General features: G+C 58.6%; 15 protein-coding genes and 2 tRNA genes. 6 read left to right on the plus strand and 11 right to left on the minus strand.

Features of this window, described 5'->3' with window-relative positions:
• Nucleotides 1-95: 95 nt before the first annotated feature.
• Nucleotides 96-506 (minus strand): quorum-sensing-regulated virulence factor family protein, encoded by a 411-nt coding sequence (locus AABC73_RS07310; protein ID WP_065834833.1) that lies wholly within the window; start codon nt 504-506, stop codon nt 96-98.
• A 253-nt stretch (nt 507-759) separates the two neighbouring features.
• Here AABC73_RS07310 and AABC73_RS07315 point away from each other — a divergent pair, with 253 nt between their 5' ends.
• The 3 genes from AABC73_RS07315 to AABC73_RS07325 all read left to right on the plus strand — a co-directional run bounded on the left by AABC73_RS07315 (nt 760) and on the right by AABC73_RS07325 (nt 2,813).
• Nucleotides 760-1,470: a tRNA-uridine aminocarboxypropyltransferase gene (locus AABC73_RS07315; protein WP_341523037.1), complete on the plus strand. Its 711-nt coding sequence runs from the start codon at nt 760-762 to the stop codon at nt 1,468-1,470.
• Between the two features lie 245 nt (nt 1,471-1,715).
• Nucleotides 1,716-2,363, plus strand: coding sequence for a response regulator transcription factor ErdR (gene erdR, locus AABC73_RS07320; protein WP_341523038.1), 648 nt, complete (start codon nt 1,716-1,718; stop codon nt 2,361-2,363).
• A gap of 84 nt (nt 2,364-2,447) precedes the next feature.
• A complete protein-coding gene (locus tag AABC73_RS07325; protein WP_341523039.1) occupies nt 2,448-2,813 on the plus strand; it encodes a diacylglycerol kinase in 366 nt (121 codons plus the stop codon).
• Nucleotides 2,814-2,839: 26 nt separating this feature from the next.
• On the opposite strand, the gene AABC73_RS07330 is transcribed toward AABC73_RS07325, so the two are convergent.
• A complete protein-coding gene (locus tag AABC73_RS07330; RefSeq protein ID WP_331151269.1) occupies nt 2,840-3,778 on the minus strand; it encodes a LysR family transcriptional regulator in 939 nt (312 codons plus the stop codon).
• 122 nt (nt 3,779-3,900) lie between these two features.
• Between AABC73_RS07330 and fpr the strand changes: the two genes are divergently transcribed.
• Entirely contained in the window at nt 3,901-4,680 is a 780-nt protein-coding gene (gene fpr / locus AABC73_RS07335; protein ID WP_002554680.1) for a ferredoxin-NADP reductase, read from the plus strand.
• 130 nt (nt 4,681-4,810) lie between these two features.
• On the opposite strand, the gene tsaA is transcribed toward fpr, so the two are convergent.
• From tsaA to rimO, 5 genes are all read right to left on the minus strand, one after another.
• Nucleotides 4,811-5,515, minus strand: a complete 705-nt coding sequence (tsaA, locus tag AABC73_RS07340; RefSeq protein WP_341523040.1) for a tRNA (N6-threonylcarbamoyladenosine(37)-N6)-methyltransferase TrmO — start codon at nt 5,513-5,515, stop codon at nt 4,811-4,813.
• Between the two features lie 118 nt (nt 5,516-5,633).
• Nucleotides 5,634-6,095 carry a DUF1456 family protein gene (locus AABC73_RS07345; RefSeq protein ID WP_341523041.1) on the minus strand — a complete coding sequence of 154 codons (462 nt, stop codon included), beginning with the start codon at nt 6,093-6,095 and terminating at the stop codon, nt 5,634-5,636.
• Between the two features lie 78 nt (nt 6,096-6,173).
• Nucleotides 6,174-6,884, minus strand: coding sequence for an rRNA pseudouridine synthase (locus AABC73_RS07350; protein ID WP_341523042.1), 711 nt, complete (start codon nt 6,882-6,884; stop codon nt 6,174-6,176).
• Between the two features lie 269 nt (nt 6,885-7,153).
• Nucleotides 7,154-7,618, minus strand: coding sequence for a GNAT family N-acetyltransferase (locus tag AABC73_RS07355; protein ID WP_341523043.1), 465 nt, complete (start codon nt 7,616-7,618; stop codon nt 7,154-7,156).
• A gap of 115 nt (nt 7,619-7,733) precedes the next feature.
• Nucleotides 7,734-9,077 carry a 30S ribosomal protein S12 methylthiotransferase RimO gene (gene rimO, locus AABC73_RS07360; RefSeq protein ID WP_341523044.1) on the minus strand — a complete coding sequence of 448 codons (1,344 nt, stop codon included), beginning with the start codon at nt 9,075-9,077 and terminating at the stop codon, nt 7,734-7,736.
• A 274-nt stretch (nt 9,078-9,351) separates the two neighbouring features.
• Here rimO and AABC73_RS07365 point away from each other — a divergent pair, with 274 nt between their 5' ends.
• Nucleotides 9,352-11,250 carry a potassium transporter Kup gene (locus AABC73_RS07365; RefSeq protein ID WP_341523045.1) on the plus strand — a complete coding sequence of 633 codons (1,899 nt, stop codon included), beginning with the start codon at nt 9,352-9,354 and terminating at the stop codon, nt 11,248-11,250.
• Between the two features lie 166 nt (nt 11,251-11,416).
• On the opposite strand, the gene AABC73_RS07370 is transcribed toward AABC73_RS07365, so the two are convergent.
• From AABC73_RS07370 to AABC73_RS07385, 4 genes are all read right to left on the minus strand, one after another.
• On the minus strand, nt 11,417-12,748 hold the full coding sequence (locus AABC73_RS07370) for an AcvB/VirJ family lysyl-phosphatidylglycerol hydrolase (RefSeq protein ID WP_341523046.1): 1,332 nt from the start codon (nt 12,746-12,748) through the stop codon (nt 11,417-11,419).
• Complete coding sequence (gene mprF, locus AABC73_RS07375) at nt 12,748-15,390, minus strand: bifunctional lysylphosphatidylglycerol flippase/synthetase MprF (RefSeq protein ID WP_341523047.1); 2,643 nt, start codon at nt 15,388-15,390, stop codon at nt 12,748-12,750. Before mprF ends, AABC73_RS07370 begins: the two co-directional genes overlap by 1 nt.
• Before the next feature lie 337 nt (nt 15,391-15,727).
• Nucleotides 15,728-15,804, minus strand: a tRNA-Met gene (locus AABC73_RS07380).
• A 229-nt stretch (nt 15,805-16,033) separates the two neighbouring features.
• Nucleotides 16,034-16,110: transfer RNA gene (locus AABC73_RS07385), tRNA-Met, on the minus strand.
• A gap of 248 nt (nt 16,111-16,358) precedes the next feature.
• Here AABC73_RS07385 and dinB point away from each other — a divergent pair.
• Entirely contained in the window at nt 16,359-17,420 is a 1,062-nt protein-coding gene (dinB, locus tag AABC73_RS07390) for a DNA polymerase IV (RefSeq protein WP_341523048.1), read from the plus strand.
• Nucleotides 17,421-17,424 lie beyond the last annotated feature (4 nt).

Here is a 17,424-nt window from a genome sequence, read left to right on the forward strand (position 1 = left end):
GCGCACAGAACACGATGGTCTGCAGGGGGAGAACTCTGTCAGGTGGCGCGCCGCTGAGCAAGCATTGCGCGCCGCCTGTTACTAGCAGGAATCAGTTACTTCTTCACGGCGCAGTCGGTTGCCTTGAACATCTGGGTGGTAACCGGACGATTGGTCTTGTACTCGGTGAACTGATACTTGAGTACCGCGCCTTTGGTCATCAACTGGCGATAGCCGTTGTTGTGACAAACGCTGTTACCCAGTTGATTGCGCACGGCATCCGGATTGGCACGCATCTGTTGTGCCTGCCCTTCGCGCACACTCAGGTGGTTGATCAGCGCGTTGCCTTCAACCGTGTAGCCCTGATCGAGAATGTCTTCGTTGATCGCCCGCGGTGTACCGACGCTGCTTTCCTTCGCGACTTTTTCAAGCATTTTGCTCAGTTCGAATTCCTGCTTGGACGCCGCATTGGCGCACAGCGGAGCAACGAGCAACAGCGTAAGGGTGGGAACGATAAGGCGCAGCATTAAACTCTCCTGATTCAGTGACTGGCCGTTGGACCGGAAACTTAAAAGTACGTTCACTAAGCAGGCTGCCAGATGCAGACGCTTCAGCGGGGGCGAAGTATAGAGGACTAGCCGATACAGCTCCTAGGCCGAAAACAGATTCCTGGCCGGACAGCGCAGCGGTAGACCGCGTGGCTCTGGTAAACTTCGGCAACTTATTACCTTCTCGGGGCAACCCAGTGTCAACGCCTTCTGTTCATCGGTGCACTCAGCCATGAGTCATGCCGTTTCCCGTCTGCGCGATCAACGCCTGGCGCAGAGTACCAAGCCGTTCATTGCCCGCGGATCACGCGCCCCACGTTGCCCCGGCTGTCGGGTGATTTCCGATTATTGCCTGTGCGCCTGGAAACCGACTGTGCCGGCGACGTCGGGCATGTGCCTGTTGATGTACGACACTGAACCGTTGAAACCGACCAATACCGGCTGGCTGATTGCCGACGTGATCAAAGACACCTACGCATTTGGCTGGTCGCGCGTCGAGATCAACCCGCAGCTGCTGGCATTACTGGACGATCCGCAGTGGCAGCCGTACATCGTTTTCCCCGGTGAGTTTGTCGCTGAGGAGCGGGTGGTCAGTGAAGTCAGGCTCGAACACGGCAAGCGGCCGCTGTTTATTTTGCTGGATGCGACCTGGCCCGAGGCCCGCAAGATGTTTCGCAAGAGCCCCTATCTGGAGCGTTTTCCCGTGCTGACCCTGGAATCGGAGCTGCTGTCGCGCTACCGACTGCGCCGCTCCAAGCGCGACGACCATTTCTGTACCGCTGAAGTCGCGGCGCTGTGTCTGGAGCTGGCCGGCGATACCCACGCCAGTGGCGTTCTGGATGCTTATCTGGACGTGTTCACTGCGCATTATCTGGGGGCCAAGTTTCAAAACCCTATTGATGCGCAGGACGCCGCCCACACTCACTTGAAAGCTTTTATATAGATAGCTGATCTGCGGCGCCCACCGGCTGAAGATAAGTGCACAATATGCAATAACGTTTCACCAAGGATGGCGCTTGACCACCCCGGCTTCGCTGGGCATGCTTGGCGCCGCATAAAGGATTGGACGCTTGTTTTTGTTGGTTTGCGTCGAATGTGCTGTGTCGCCCAACGAGCATTTGCTGGCATTTTCGAATGCCTTGCTGAGCAACGATCGGATCGCTGCTCCTATAAAAACAGGATCACCCAATGACCTACGAAATCCTGATTGCCGATGACCATCCGCTATTTCGCAGCGCGCTGCATCAGGCATTAAGCCTCGGCCTCGGCCCGGATGTCCGGTTGGTAGAAGCCGACAGCATTGCTCAGCTTGAAACTCATTTGGGTGAAAAGACCGACTGGGATCTGGTTCTGCTGGATCTGAACATGCCGGGTGCCTACGGATTTTCCGGGTTGGTGCTGTTGCGCGGGCAGTACCCGCAGATTCCCGTGGTGATGGTTTCCGCTCAGGAAGAAGCATCGATTGTCGTGCGCTCCAAGGAGTTCGGTGCCAGCGGTTTCATCCCCAAATCCAGCTCCCTGGAAACCATTCAGCAAGCGGTACGCACGGTTCTTGAAGGCGACGTCTGGTGGCCATCGCAAGTCAACGAACCCGTGAGTGTTTCGGCTGAGGCAAAGGCGGCCAGTGCTGGCCTTGCGAGTCTGACTCCACAGCAGTTCCGGGTGCTGACCATGGTCTGCGAAGGCTTGTTGAACAAGCAGATCGCGTACGAACTGAGCGTCTCGGAAGCGACCATCAAGGCGCATGTGACTGCGATTTTCCGCAAGCTGGGCGTACGCACTCGCACTCAGGCCGCGCTGCTTTTGCAACAACTGGAATCGATTTCGCCAAACTGATTGCGTGAGCAATGCCGTGGGTTCACGCTTTTTTGACTTGTCCTGAATTAACTTCGCCTTTTCTATTCAAGCAGCAGCCTATCTATGTCTCCTTTCAAAGGCCAGACCGGCCTCAAACGTATCTTCAATGCCACCGGCTATTCCTTTGACGGCCTGACCGCCGCTTTCAAAGGCGAGGCTGCTTTTCGGCAGTTGGTATTGCTGAACGTGATCCTGATTCCCGTGTCGTTCCTGTTTCACATCAGTAAGGCCGAGCATGCCTTGTTGATCGCTGTCTGCCTTCTGGCGCTGATCGTTGAATTGCTCAATTCGGCTGTCGAGGCCGCGATCGACCGGATTTCCCTGGAATTGCATCCGCTGTCCAAGAATGCCAAAGACATGGGTAGCGCCGCGCAGTTCATTGCCTTGGGCATGATTGCCGTGGTCTGGGGTTTGATCCTGCTGGGTTGACGCGCAGCCTAGCCAGTCCGGGGCGCTCAGGCGCCAGCCTGATAGATGCTCGGGAGGACGATTTCATCGCTGCGGCGGATGCCCGTGGTGAATGAGCGGCACAGATCGAGAAATTCGCGCATGGCGGAGGTTTGATACTTCTGCTTGTGCCAGATGAAGTAGAACTGCCTGATCAGGTCCAGCTCCGGCGTTTCAACGGCCACCAGGCTGCCGCGCCGGAAAGCATCGCGCAGGGCCAGCCGGGAAATGCAGCCAATTCCCAATCCCGATTCCACCGCACGCTTGATCGCCTCGGTGTGTTCCAGCTCCAGTCGCACATTGAGTGCATTGCGGTGATGGCGCATGGCTTGATCGAAGGTCAGGCGAGTGCCAGAGCCCTGCTCACGCAAGATCCAGGCTTCCTCGGTCAGCTGATCGAGACTGGCATGGCCACGCTTGGCCAGCGGATGCTGCGGCGCACAGAACACCACCAGTTCGTCTTCGACCCAACGTTGCACTTCGATGTCCGGGTGCGTGCAATCGCCCTCAATCAGACCTAGATCAATTTCGTAGTGAGCGACTTGTTGCACGATATGCTCAGTGTTCTGTACGTGCAGCTTGACCTGACTTTCCGGGTGACGCTGCATGAAACTGCCGATCAGCAGGGTTGCCAGATAGTTACCAATAGTCAGCGTCGCGCCGACCGCCAGTGAGCCGAAACCGGATTTGCCGTTGAGCAGGTCCTCGATCTCCTTGGCCTGATCCAGCAGCGCCACGGCCTGGGGCAGTAACTGGCGGCCGGTGGCGTTGAGGCTCAAGCGTTTGCCAGCGCGGTCGAACAGCTGGCAGCTGGATTGGCGTTCCAGTTCGGTTATGGAGGTACTCGCCGCTGATTGCGACAGGGACAGCAGGATGGCCGCACGGGAAACACTTTCCTGTTGTGCGACGGCGACGAAGACCTGGAGTTGACGCAGAGTAAATCGCATATCTATATAACCGATAACCTATATCTTGATAATCCAGTTAACAGATATTGTGTCTGCCACTAGAATATCGCGCAATAGCGCTCTTACCCGGCGCGGGTGAAATTTCAGGAGTTCCTACGTACATGAGCAACATGAACCACGAGCGTGTCCTTAGCGTCCATCACTGGAACGACACGCTCTTCAGTTTCAAGTGCACCCGCGACCCAGGTCTGCGTTTCGAGAACGGTCAGTTCGTCATGATCGGTCTGCAGCAGCCCAATGGCCGCCCGCTCATGCGCGCTTATTCGATTGCCAGCCCGAACTGGGAAGAGCATCTCGAGTTTTTCAGCATCAAGGTGCCGGACGGTCCCCTCACGTCGCAGCTGCAGCATTTGAAAGAAGGCGACGAGATCATCATCAGCAAGAAACCTACGGGTACGCTGGTGCTGGACGACCTCAAGCCGGGCAAGCATCTGTATCTGCTGAGCACCGGTACTGGCCTGGCGCCATTTATGAGCGTCATCCAGGACCCGGAAACCTACGAGCGTTTCGAAAAGGTCATCCTGTGCCATGGCGTTCGTTATGTGAACGAAGTGGCCTACCGCGAATTCATCACCGAGCATCTGCCGCAGAACGAGTTCTTCGGTGAAGCCTTGCGTGACAAGTTGATCTACTACCCGACCGTTACCCGCGAGCCTTTCGAAAACGAAGGCCGTCTGACCGATCTGATGCGCAGCGGCAAGCTGTTCAGCGATATTGGTCTGCCACCGATCAATCCTCAGGATGATCGCGCGATGTTGTGCGGTAGCCCGAGCATGCTCGACGAAACCAGCGAAGTGCTCAACAGCTTCGGCCTGACCGTTTCGCCGCGTATGCGCGAGCCGGGTGATTACCTGATCGAGCGTGCGTTCGTCGAGAAGTAAGCGACGTGCGCAGCTGAATTACAACGTGGGATGTGCTGCAAGGTACATCGCGCTTGTGACGAAAAAACCGCCTGGGGGTCACGGACCAGGCGGTTTTTTTGTGGGCGACGTTTGGTAGGGCGGCTGCGACTCAGCTGGTGGCCGGAATGACCTCAAGCACGCGAATCAGCCCGGCTTGCGGATAATGCCAGCGCACATCCAGATCCCACAGCTGCGCACCGTAGCGACGCTCCGGCGTCGGCACTTGATAAGCCGGTCTCGGGTCTTGAGCCAGGCATTGCTCGATCAGCTCCACCAATGGCTCACCCAGACGCAGCGCGTGTTCATGAGCCTGACGCAGCGCCTCATCCGCCCACTGAACCGGGATCAGCTCAGGCGCGGCACTGGCGATGGTGTTGCTCGCAGTCGGCACGCTGTCGGCGTAAGGCACGTAGGGTTTGATGTCCAGCACCGGCGTGCCGTCCAGCAAGTCGATGCCGGACAACCACAGGCGTCCGGCTTCAACCTTGTCCAGCTTGACCACTGACTGGCCGATGCCATTGGGGCGATGAGTCGCGCGAGTGGCGAACACGCCCATGGATTGATTGCCGCCCAGACGCGGCGGGCGCACTTTCAGGCGCGGCTTGTCTTCCAGTGCCAGGTGAAACAGGAACAATAGCCAGACATGGCTGACCTGTTCCAGACCCTGCACGGCGTCGCCCTGATCAAACGGCGCCACCAGTTCCAGCACGCCGCGAGCCGCCGGAGCGAGCTGAGGCTGACGCGGGATGGCGAACTTCTCCTTGAAGCAGGAGCGCACGTAGCCGATGGGGGAGACGTTGTAGGAATCAGGCATGAGGGTTCCGGCCAGTCATCGCAATTGAATGTCAATCCGTAGGACCGGCTTCAGCCGGGAGAATACCCTCCAGGCTGAAGCCGGTCCTACAAGTCTGGGATCAAGGATGCCGTCTGGATCAGCCGCGAACCCGCAAGGTCAAGCCTTTGAGGAAGTTGCGCAGCAACTGGTCGCCACAGGTGCGGTAGTTGCTGTGGCCGAACTTGCGGAACAGGGCGCTCAGCTCCGGCTTGGACACCGGGAACTCGGCGGCCTTGAGGATGGCGTGCATGTCTTCTTCCTTGAGTTCGAAGGCCACACGCAGTTTTTTCAGGACCGTGTTGTTGGTGATCGGCAGTTCAATCGCTTGTGGCGCACGGCTGTCGTCCTTGCCGCGCTTGAAGATCACCAGGCCATCGAGGAAGTGCGCCATGATTTCATCGCTGCAATCCAGATAACCTTCTTCGTCTTCTTTCTTCATGAAGGCGATCACGTCGGCCTTGGAAATTTCGAAGCCTGCCAGCTTGACGATATCGACGATCTTGCCGTCGCTGATATCAAGCATGTAGCGCACGCTGCGCAGTACGTCATTGTTCATCATGGTGTGTTCGAATCCTGGTGAGGCGGGTGTCACGCCACAGAAGCGAGCCGCTGCAGCACTGAATGAGGAGTGCGTGGGTCAGAACTTTTCTTTCACGGTCATGTAGCGCCACTGGCCTTCGGGCAACTTGCCCATCGACACGCCGCCAATGCGGATGCGGCGCACCGAAACGATCTTCACGCCAACGGCTTCGCACAACTGAGCAATGATGCCCGGCTGCGGGTTTTTCATGGCGAAGCGCAGGCGGTTTTCGTTCTGCCAGCTGGCTTTGACCGCAGGCAATTCCTTGCCCTTGTAGGTCAGGCCGTGATTCAGGCGGTTCAAGCCGTGAGCCACCATGTCGCCGCTAATTTCGACGATGTATTCCTGCTCGATCTTGCTGCGATCATCCGTGAGCTTGCGCAGGATTTTCCAGTCCTGGCTGAACACCATCAAGCCGCTGGCATTGGCCTGCAAGGTCGAAATGGGTTCAAGACGCAGAAAGTGCCCTTTGAGCGGACGCTTGCCGAAGCTGTGCTCTTCCGACAGGGTGCCCGGCGTGATCAGCGCCAGTGCATCGGCGTCGCTCATCGCTGCGGGTTTGTGCAGGATGATCGTTACCGGTTCCGGCGCATCGGCCTTGGCTGCCGGGCTGAGTTCAACGGTTTGCGTATCGACCTTGAACTGCGGTTCTTCGATGACTTCGCCATCCACGGTGACCCAGCCGCCTTCGATATACAGCTCAGCCTCCCGACGGGAGCAGCCGATCAGCTCGATAAGACGTTTGGAGAGGCGGATGGGTTCTGACATGACAAAGAGCCGTTACTTGAGAGAAAGGCGATTATTGTACCCGTGCACGCCCGGTTAATCGCGGCAACATTGCAAATGGGCTGGAATCAGTGGTGACGGCTCGATTGTTGGAGCGAGGCTTGCCCGCGAAGCGGCATACCCACGTCTCGGGAACATCGCGATGTCGGCCAGCACACAGGACCCGTAGGACCGGCTTTAGCCGGGAGGGCGGAAGGTCTGACGACGCAACTACTGAGAATGTACCGGCCTCTTCCCGGCTAAAGCCGGTCCTACGGTTTGCCCCCGTTGCGCAAACGCATGCGCAACATCGGATACGGCTGGCCCAGTCCATCAACCTCGGTACGGCTGACCACTTCGAACCCATGCTTTAGATAGAAGCCCAGCGCCTGCGGGTTCTGCTCGTTGACGTCCAGTTCTTCTATACCGAAATGTTCGATGGCATGGGCCAGCAGCCGTTTTCCCAGGCCCTCGCCGCGATGTGCGGGATCAATGAAAAGCATCTCCAGCTTGGTCCTGCTGACGCCGGCAAAACCGGTGATGTTCATGTGTACATCCCGACAGCAGAACAGCGTAACGCTGTCCAGATAGCGCGAGAGCAGCAGGCTCTTGAGGATCGAGATATACGAGTCGGGAAGAAAGTCGTGGGTGGCACGGACCGAGTCTTCCCAAACCTGCGTCAGTTTCGGATATTCGTTCTTGTTGGGGATGAAAATCTCGTGGTGCTGGTAGTGCATGAGCCTGGCTCCGTCTGGCCGCTGAGCAAAGAAAAGTCGCCAGCCTGTTCGACCTATAAAAAGCCCCGCCGTTTGAAGGGCAGGGCTGATTTTACTTCAGGCTACGAACAGGCGATCAGAGCAGGTCCGCCCACAGATCGTATTCATCGGCGTCGGTCACGCGGCACATGATCTTGTCGCCGGGTTTGACCTGGCTGTCGGCTTCGAGGGCGATATAAACATTACCGTCGATTTCCGGGGCATCGAAGAAGCAGCGGCCTACCGCGCCTTGCTCGTCGACTTCATCGATCAGCACTTCGATTTCCTTGCCGATCTTCATTTGCAGGCGCGCTGCGCTGATGGCTTGTTGATGGGCCATGAAACGATCCCAGCGATCCTGTTTGATCTCGTCCGGAACAATCGGTGCGTCCAGCAGGTTGGCCGGAGCGCCTTCGACCGGGGAGTACTGGAAGCAGCCAACGCGATCGAGTTGTGCTTCGGTCAGCCATTCAAGCAGATACTGGAAGTCTTCTTCGGTTTCACCCGGGAAGCCGACGATGAATGTCGAACGGATGATCAGGTCCGGACACTGTTCGCGCCAGTTCTTGATGCGCGCCAGAGTCTTGTCTTCAAAGGCCGGGCGTTTCATCAGCTTGAGGATTTTCGGGCTGGCATGCTGGAACGGGATATCCAGATACGGCAGGATTTTCCCGGCAGCCATCAGCGGAATCAGTTCATCGACGTGCGGATACGGGTACACATAATGCAGGCGAACCCAGACGCCCAGTGAACTGAGGGCCTGGCACAGTTCAGTCATGCGCGTCTTGACCGGCGCGCCGTTCCAGAAACCGGTGCGGTATTTGACGTCGACGCCATAAGCGCTGGTGTCCTGGGAAATCACCAGCAGCTCTTTGACGCCAGCCTTGACCAGACGCTGCGCTTCATCAAGCACATCACCCACCGGACGGCTGACCAGTTTGCCGCGCATCGACGGGATGATGCAGAAGCTGCAGCTGTGGTTGCAGCCTTCGGAAATCTTCAGGTAGGCGTAATGGCGCGGAGTCAGCTTGACGCCTTGCGGCGGCACCAGGTCGATCAGCGGGTTGTGATTGAGGTTCGGCGGCGCGGCGTCGTGGACGGCATTGACCACTTGCTCGTACTGCTGCGGCCCGGTTACGGCCAGAACACTGGGGTGCACGTTGCGGATGACACTTTCATCGACGCCCATGCAACCGGTCACGATCACTTTGCCGTTTTCGGCAAGGGCTTCGCCGATCACTTCCAGGGACTCAGCCTTGGCGGTGTCGATGAACCCACAGGTGTTGACGACAACGACGTCGGCATCCTGATAGGTCGCGACCACTTCGTAGCCTTCCATGCGCAGTTGAGTAAGGATGCGCTCGGAGTCCACAAGGGCCTTCGGGCAACCCAGGGAAACAAAGCCAACCTTCGGGGCGGAAGGCGTGATAACGGTGGACATGGCGAACCTCGGCGTAAGTGGTGCGTCGGCACCGGCTGGGCGTTGGTATCCGATAGCGGATACGTGCGCCTCTGGTCAAAAAGTGCGCAATTTTAGCGGTCAGTCCTGCGATTGACCAGCTTTATGCAGAGAATTACGACGAGTGCTGCGCTATGCTTCGCGGCGTTACGGGATATGTCGAATTCGCTGGCTTCGATGGCACCTGATAAGTGTCGGCAGGCTCAAAGCATCATCTTGTGTCGAGTGGCGCGAGCCTTGGTTTCTGGAGTGGTAGATGAGTCAAGCAAGCAGTCAGGCTGAGACCGGGCAAAGCGCAGCCAAACCCTTGAGTTTGCTGATGGCGGCGGTGGGCGTGGTATATGGCGATATCGGCACCAGCCCGTTGTATACCCTCAAGGAAGTGTTTCAGGGTGGTTATGGCGTAGAGGTCACACACGACGCGGTGCTGGGCATTCTGTCATTGATCTTCTGGTCGCTGATCTGGGTGGTCTCGTTCAAGTACATGGTGTTCATCCTGCGCGCTGACAACCAGGGCGAGGGCGGCATCATGGCGCTCACCGCCCTGGCGCGACGGGCCTCGGCGAGCAAGCCGAAACTGCAGGCGGTCATGGTGGTATTCGGCTTGTTCGGTGCGGCGCTGTTTTACGGCGACAGCATGATCACCCCGGCGATTTCCGTGCTGTCGGCCATGGAAGGTATGGAACTGGCTTTCGATGGACTCGAGCGCTGGGTAGTACCCATGGCGCTGGTGGTGCTGGTCGGGCTGTTCCTGATTCAGCGGCACGGCACGGCGCGCATCGGTGTGTTGTTCGGTCCGGTCATGGTGACCTGGTTCGTGGTGCTGGGCTTGCTGGGCATTCATGGCATTTTGCGCCAGCCGGAAGTGCTGCACGCCATGAACCCACTGTGGGCCGTGCGCTTCTTTATCGTCCATCCGGGCATTGGCGTGGCGATCCTTGGTGCAGTGGTGCTGGCGCTGACCGGTGCCGAAGCGCTGTATGCCGACATGGGCCACTTCGGCCGCAAGCCGATTGCTCGCGCCTGGTTCCTCCTGGTGTTGCCAGCGCTGGTGCTCAACTATTTCGGTCAGGGCGCCCTGGTGCTCGAAGACCCGGAAGCCGCGCGCAACCCGTTCTACCTGTTGGCGCCGAGCTGGGCGCTGTTGCCGCTGGTGGGGCTGTCAACGCTGGCGACGGTCATTGCGTCTCAGGCGGTGATTTCCGGCGCGTTTTCCATGACGTTGCAGGCGATCCAGCTCGGTTACATCCCACGCATGCATATTCAGCACACCTCCAGCGATGCCCAGGGCCAGATCTATATCGGTGCGGTCAACTGGTCGTTGATGGTTGGCGTGATTCTGCTGGTGCTGGGTTTCGAGTCTTCCGGCGCGCTGGCTTCGGCCTACGGCGTAGCGGTTACCGGCACGATGTTCTGCACCACGATTCTGGTGTCGTCGGTCATGCTGCTGTTGTGGAAATGGCCGGCATTCCTCGCCGTGCCCCTGTTGCTGTGTCTTCTGCTGGTGGACAGCCTGTTCTTCGCCGCCAACGTGCCGAAGGTGATTCAAGGCGGGGCATTCCCGGTAATCGCCGGCGTTGTGTTGTTTATCCTGATGACCACCTGGAAGCGCGGCAAGCAGTTGCTGGTGGATCGTATCGACGAAGGCGGGTTGCCATTGCCGATCTTCATCAGCAGCATCAAGGTCCAGCCGCCGCATCGGGTGCAGGGCACAGCGGTATTTCTCACTGCCCGCGCCGATGCCGTCCCACATGCATTGCTGCATAACCTGCTGCATAACCAGGTGCTGCATGAACAAGTGGTGTTGCTGACCGTGGTTTACGAAGACACGCCGCGAGTACCGGCGCAGCGTCGATTTGAAGTCGAGGCCTATGGCGAAGGCTTTTATCGGGTGATCCTGCATTTCGGCTTCATCGACGAGCCGGACGTACCGGCCGCGCTGAGCCTGTGTCATTTGAAGGAACTGGACTTCAGCCCGATGCGCACCACGTACTTCCTCAGTCGCGAGACAGTGATCCCGTCGAAAATGGTCGGCATGGCGCGCTGGCGCGAGGCGCTGTTCGCTTTCATGCTCAAGAACGCCAACGGCAACCTGCGCTTCTTCAAGCTGCCGTTCAACCGGGTGATCGAGTTGGGTACGCAGGTGGAAATGTAATCCTTCTGTGTGGGAGCGAGCTTGCGAGGCAATCTTCCTGGTTACACAGGGTCGACGTCTCGCCAACAAGTTGGCTCCTACGGAGCGTGATCGGTTTCTGCAGATATAAAAAAATCCCCGCACCTCGATAAGGTTGCGGGGATTTTTTTATGCCTTGCGCAAGCTTCTACTTGCTCTCGGCCTTGCCCTGGCGCTTGTCGATGGCGGCGATCAGGCGTTTGGCCAGAGCCGGGTAGTTCTCGTCGAAGTGGTGACCGCCTGGAAGCTGCAGCTTCTCGCCCACTGCCGTGGTTGCGGTGCAGCCGCTTTCATCCTTCTCTTCGATGCCGTAGACGCACAGCACCTTCTCGGCAGGCAGCTTGGCCATCTCTTCGCCGGTAGTGGCTTCCTTGCCAGCAGTGCCGAGCCAGCCGTCGACATGGATCTCGAAGCTGCCGGTGCGTGCGAAGGCGAGCAGGATAATGCCGTCGATGCGGTTCTGATCCTCAGGGGCCAGGCGGTTGTAGACCGCCGGCATCACGTCAGCACCGAAGGAGTAACCAGCGAGAATGAAGCGCTTGGTGCCCCACTTCTGTCGGTAGTGCTGCATCAGTTCGGTGAGGTCGGCGGCAGTCTGCTCCGGCGTCTTGTGTTCCCAGTAATAGCGCAGCACATCAATGCCCACCACCGGATAACCCAGGTTGGCCATATCGCCGGCCACTACCTTGTCCAGGTCGCGCCAGCCGCCATCGCCGGACATGAACAGCGTCACCGTGTCGGAGGGCTGTGCAGACGGGACTTCCACCACCGGCACGCCGACGCCGCCACCCTTGTCATCCTCGCCGACCAATTTGTGGCGAAGTTCGCTGTTCAAAACCTGTGGCAGCTTGATGTCGTAGTCGCTGATGCTCGTATCTGCGTTGGCCTGATCACGCACAAACGCTGCAGGCGCGTCCTCGGGCGCATCGTTCCATGCCACCATCCAGTGGCCGTGGGGCGCGGTTTTTGGCAGCGCCACGTCGCAGATCACTGGCGCGGGCTCGTCGGCCTCTACCACCGGTGCCGGCTGGGACGGGACTTCCAGGTAAAAACCTACCGAAATCGCCTCTGCATCGTCGTTGTCCTGACCTGCAAGCCAGCGCCAGGCCAATGTCGCACCCGGGCCGATACCGCCGACGATGGTCGGCGCGTCATCCAGCTGTTGCAGGGCGTCGTTGAAGGTCTTTTGTTGCAGGACGCAATTATCCTTGGGCAACACCACCTGAATAATCCGCGCGGCGGCATCCTGGCTCAAGGCCTGCAATTGCTTGTCGGTGAGCAAGTCGTCAGCAGTGACCGCCAATGCAACCCGCACCTTGGTCCGGCTGCCCGGCGTTACATCGGTAAGCGCCGAGCCGTCAGCCAGGGTGGAATGGACGAGGGTGGCCGGCGGAGCAGGGCGGTTCCACACCCAGACCCCCAACGCCACCACGAGAATAACCAGGGCTGCGAGCAAAAAGCGCCAGTAGCGTTGAATCATCAGCGTTTCACCAATCCAGTCAGACCGCCTGCAATCAGGGCGGCAGTATCAGCCAGCGCCACCAGCGGATCGAGTCCGGCGGGCACGGCCATATAGCGAGGTTCCCAGTCAGGCTGGAATTTGTCCTTGAAGCGCCGCAAGCCCTGGAAGTTGTAGAGTTGCTCGCCACGGCGGAACACCATCGAGCCCAAACGCTGGGTCAAAGGTGCGCCACGCCGCGGTTGCAAGCCTGACAACGGCACCATGCCCAGGCTGAAGCGTTCGTAGCCGTGCTGTTTGTAATACAAAATCAGCCCGACCATCATGAATTCCATGGTTAGTTTCGGTGCATCCGGATGCGCGCGCATCAAGTCCAGGCTGGCCAGATCGTGGCGCGACGTCTCCAGCAGGTTGGCGAACGCCACCGGCTTGCCTTCAAAGTGAATGATGGCGATGCGGAAGTGCTTGAGGTATTCCGGGCTGAAGCGACCCAGGGAAAAGCCCTTTTCCCGGACGTTCTTGCCCGTCAACCAGGCGTCGGAGATCACCTTCAGCTCATCCAGCGGTGCCTGACCTGCTTCGTAGATCTCCAGCGACAAACCATCGCGTCCACCCCGGTTCCAGGTGTAGCGCAGGTCTTTCATCTCCTTGCCCTTGGCTTCGATGTCGAAGCGGCGCAAGTCGACCCGGGCTTCTTCGCCCAGCTTGATCGCGGTCAGGCCGATGTCCATATAGAACGGCAGGTTCTCGGCGCGGACCTGATAAAACACCGGGCGCGCGTGGTGGACATCGCACAGGTCGCGGAACTGCCAGATGAGTTCGGCACGCTGCTGGGTAGGTCCAATCGGGTCATACAAGGCCACGAGGCTGCGGCCACGGTGCGAGTACATCAAAAAGGCATCACCACTGGGGTGCAGCAGGATCGCCTTGTCGCCGGTCAACACCAGCCCGCCATCCGGTTGTGATGACGCGTTGACGATTTCGGCGGCCTTGGCCAGCTCTGTCGCATCGGGGAGTTTGATCACCGGTCGTGCCGTGCGCAGCAGCCAGGTCAGCGACACCACAACCAGCAGCACTGCGCTGCCCAGCGCCGAGCGCAGCGCGCGCGGGGCATCGGCATCCAGCGTGAACTGCCACCAGAGTTGATGGCTGTACGGGACGTCCTGATAGGCAAACAGCAGCAGCCAGATCGAAGCGCCCAACACGCAGATGCTAGCCACCAGATACAGCGGCGAGAAAGGCAATTCCAGCAGGCGACTCGGTCGGTAGAACGAGCGACGGAAAACCCCCAGCAGGCAGGCAGTGAGAATCAGCAGGACCGCTTCTTCCCAGTCGAAGCCCTTGAGCATCGACAGCACTGAGCCGGTCACCAGCAAAATGGTGGTCAGCATCCATGCCGCCGAAAGACGCCGGCGCAGGCCTTGAGCCAGCAACAGGCACAGCACGCCAATCAGGCTGGCGCCGAAGTGCGAAGCATCGATCAGGCGATGGGGAATCAGAAAACCGAGATTTTCCAGGCGGGTATCGATTTCCGGAGTCGCGCCGGAGAACAGCAGCACCACCCCGGAAAGAAACACCAGCAATGCCAGAATCGGTGCCGCAAGGCCCGACGCTACACGCATTGCCTGTTTGGTTGGCAACAGGCGCTGGCTTTCGGTGAACAGCAGGGTCAGGCAGGCCAGCAGCAGCGGCAGCACGACGTAGATCAGTCGATACAACAGCAAGGCGGCAGCCAGCGGTGCGGCGCCCAGTTCATTGGCGAACGCCGCGAGCAGAATGGCTTCGAAAACACCCACGCCACCAGGAACATGACTGAGCACGCCCGCAGCCAATGCCAGCAGGTAAACCAGCAGGAACGCGCCAAACGGCGGGGATTGCGGCAGCAGCAAATACAGAACCGTAGCCGCTGCGGCAACGTCCAGCGCGGTGATCACCAGTTGCATCAGCGTCAGGCGCAGGCCAGGCAAACGCAGGGTTCTTCTGCCAGCACGCACCAATAGAGTGTGTGGGATCGTTTGTTCTGGCAGCCGACGGCGATACACCGCCATGGTCAGCAGTGCAGTCAAAACCAGAACGCCGATGGCAATCGCCGCGAGCATCCCGACCGGCAAGTGCAGGGCCAGGGAAGCACCGGACAAATTGCTCAGGGTCGCGAGTGCGGCCAGCGGCGGCAGGGCGCAGCCCAATGACAGGCTGGCGAATAGCGTCATGCGTGCGACTTCTATCGCACCCACGCCTTTGCGCGAATACAGCCGATAACGCACCGAGCCGCCGGACAGCATCGAAAGCCCGACTGCGTTGCCAATGGCGAACGCGGTAAAGCCGCCCATCGCCAGGGTCTTGTTGGGCAGATCAACCCCGGCGTATCGACTGGCGGACCATTCGTAGCCCAGCAGGATGATAAAACCGACAATCATCGCCAGCACGGCGCCTGCCAGTGATGGCACCGGCACACTTAGCAGCGAATCATGCAGCGCATAAAGATCCAGCTCGCTCAGCATGTGGCGGCAAGCGATCAGCGCAATGGCGAAAAGCAGCAGCGTAACGGCCAGGCCGATAGGTTGGCGATACTTGCTCAGCAGCTCCAGCCATTGCAGGCGAGCAGGTTGAATAGGTTGATTCGCCGTGACTGCTTCATTGGGTTCTGACGGGTTGGCGCGCATCAATCACTCCTTGGATCGTGCGCGACAGGATGGAGGTATGCAGCCAAGTTACCAATCCCTACGCAAAAAATATTTCGAGATGTTAGCGCGTCAACGTCTAACGAGCGAATGGAGCGGATTTTGTCTGTGTCACCTAAGCGACTATTGGGTCACAAAAGGCTATCGGCCGACCATGGAAAAACTGTCGCCCACAGCAATATTACGTTACAAGCGTGAAAATGAGATGAAACCTGCAATGCAAAATAGCCTTTTCTGACAAGCGCTTAGCTTCATTGGAGCGGTGTTTTTCTTACAGGCACAAAAAAGGCCACTCTTTCGAGTAGCCTTGTTTGATGTTTGGTTGCGGGAGCCGGATTTGAACCGACGACCTTCGGGTTATGAGCCCGACGAGCTACCAGACTGCTCCATCCCGCGTCTGTGTGGCGGCATTCTACAGCCGAACGACGAGGTGTCAACCTTTAATGCGAAATGAGGGTAAATGAGTGCGGCCAGGCAGGAACCGTAGGACCGGCTTTAGTCGGGAGGGCGGTCTCCCGGCTAAAGCCGGTCCTACAAAATGTTGCGGACCGGCGTATTGCAATCAAGGGTGAAAAACTGACGGACACAAAAAAGGCCACTCTTTCGAGTAGCCTTGTTTGATGTTTGGTTGCGGGAGCCGGATTTGAACCGACGACCTTCGGGTTATGAGCCCGACGAGCTACCAGACTGCTCCATCCCGCGTCTGTGTGTCGGCATTCTACGCCGGATCGCTGTGCTGTCAACCGTTAGTTTGAAAAAACTGCTTTTCCTTCAATCGCTTAGCAGCGTCGATTGGGATTGATGTGGCTGTGACGCCTTGCCATGCGGGGCTATGGGCCAGGTTTGGGCGCTTTTCAGTCAAGGTTTCATGACCATTCACACATCCCGGAGTGCCACATCCTGATGCCAATGAGATACTGCGCGACCTTATCTCTCGCAAATCACCCTACATGACGCAGCGAAAAATCATTCATGTCGACTGTGACTGCTTCTATGCCGCCATCGAAATGCGCGATGACCCGCGCCTGGCGAGCAAACCGCTGGCGGTGGGTGGTTCGGCAGATCGACGCGGCGTGATCGCGACCTGCAACTATGAAGCGCGCGCCTACGGAGTGCGCTCGGCGATGTCATCTAGGCATGCCTTGAAGCTGTGTCCGGACCTGACCATCGTCAAGCCGCGCATGGACGCCTATAAAGAAGCATCGAAGGAAATCCAGACGATCTTTCGCGATTACACCGATCTTATTGAGCCGTTATCGCTGGATGAGGCGTTTCTGGACGTGTCCGATGCGAGCCATTTTGGTGGCAGCGCCACGCGCATCGCTCAGGACATACGCCGCCGTGTGTCCAATCAGCTGCATATCACCGTCTCGGCGGGCGTTGCGCCGAACAAATTCCTCGCCAAGATCGCCAGTGACTGGAAAAAACCCAACGGGCTGTTTGTGATCACGCCGGATCAGGTCGAGGATTTCGTCGCGCTACTGCCAGTCAACAAGCTGCATGGCGTTGGCAAGGTGACAGCCGACAAGCTCGGCAGACTGGGGATTGTCACCTGCACGGATTTGCGTGGTTGGAGCAAGCTGTCGCTGGTTCGGGAATTCGGCTCTTTCGGCGAGCGCTTGTGGGGGCTGGCGCACGGCATCGACGAAAGGCCGGTGCAAAACGACAGCCGACGGCAATCGGTGAGTGTGGAAAATACCTACGATACGGATTTGCCGGATCTGGCCAGTTGCCTGGAAAAGTTACCAGAACTGATGGAAACCTTGTCCGGGCGTATGGCGCGCATCGCCGACAACTATCGGCCTGGCAAACCCTTCGTGAAAGTCAAATTCCACGATTTCACGCAGACGACCCTTGAGCAGTCCGGGGCGGGGCGGGATCTGACCAGTTTCCAGCAGTTGTTGACCCAGGCGTTTGCCCGTGGCGACAAGCCGGTGCGGTTACTGGGGATCGGTGTGCGTTTGCACGATCTGCGCAGCGGTCACGAACAGCTGGAACTGTTCGCGCCCTGAGCAC

Origin of the sequence: Pseudomonas sp. G.S.17 (assembly GCF_038096165.1) — a bacterium.
Classification (GTDB): domain Bacteria; phylum Pseudomonadota; class Gammaproteobacteria; order Pseudomonadales; family Pseudomonadaceae; genus Aquipseudomonas.

Coding starts and splice junctions, on each gene's coding strand:
- AABC73_RS07310 (WP_065834833.1), bottom strand. CDS start 506: ATGCTGCGCCTTATCGTTCCCACCCTTACGCTGTTGCTCGTTGCTCCG.
- AABC73_RS07315 (WP_341523037.1), top strand. CDS start 760: ATGAGTCATGCCGTTTCCCGTCTGCGCGATCAACGCCTGGCGCAGAGT.
- erdR (WP_341523038.1), top strand. CDS start 1,716: ATGACCTACGAAATCCTGATTGCCGATGACCATCCGCTATTTCGCAGC.
- AABC73_RS07325 (WP_341523039.1), top strand. CDS start 2,448: ATGTCTCCTTTCAAAGGCCAGACCGGCCTCAAACGTATCTTCAATGCC.
- AABC73_RS07330 (WP_331151269.1), bottom strand. CDS start 3,778: ATGCGATTTACTCTGCGTCAACTCCAGGTCTTCGTCGCCGTCGCACAA.
- fpr (WP_002554680.1), top strand. CDS start 3,901: ATGAGCAACATGAACCACGAGCGTGTCCTTAGCGTCCATCACTGGAAC.
- tsaA (WP_341523040.1), bottom strand. CDS start 5,515: ATGCCTGATTCCTACAACGTCTCCCCCATCGGCTACGTGCGCTCCTGC.
- AABC73_RS07345 (WP_341523041.1), bottom strand. CDS start 6,095: ATGATGAACAATGACGTACTGCGCAGCGTGCGCTACATGCTTGATATC.
- AABC73_RS07350 (WP_341523042.1), bottom strand. CDS start 6,884: ATGTCAGAACCCATCCGCCTCTCCAAACGTCTTATCGAGCTGATCGGC.
- AABC73_RS07355 (WP_341523043.1), bottom strand. CDS start 7,618: ATGCACTACCAGCACCACGAGATTTTCATCCCCAACAAGAACGAATAT.
- rimO (WP_341523044.1), bottom strand. CDS start 9,077: ATGTCCACCGTTATCACGCCTTCCGCCCCGAAGGTTGGCTTTGTTTCC.
- AABC73_RS07365 (WP_341523045.1), top strand. CDS start 9,352: ATGAGTCAAGCAAGCAGTCAGGCTGAGACCGGGCAAAGCGCAGCCAAA.
- AABC73_RS07370 (WP_341523046.1), bottom strand. CDS start 12,748: ATGATTCAACGCTACTGGCGCTTTTTGCTCGCAGCCCTGGTTATTCTC.
- mprF (WP_341523047.1), bottom strand. CDS start 15,390: ATGCGCGCCAACCCGTCAGAACCCAATGAAGCAGTCACGGCGAATCAA.
- dinB (WP_341523048.1), top strand. CDS start 16,359: ATGACGCAGCGAAAAATCATTCATGTCGACTGTGACTGCTTCTATGCC.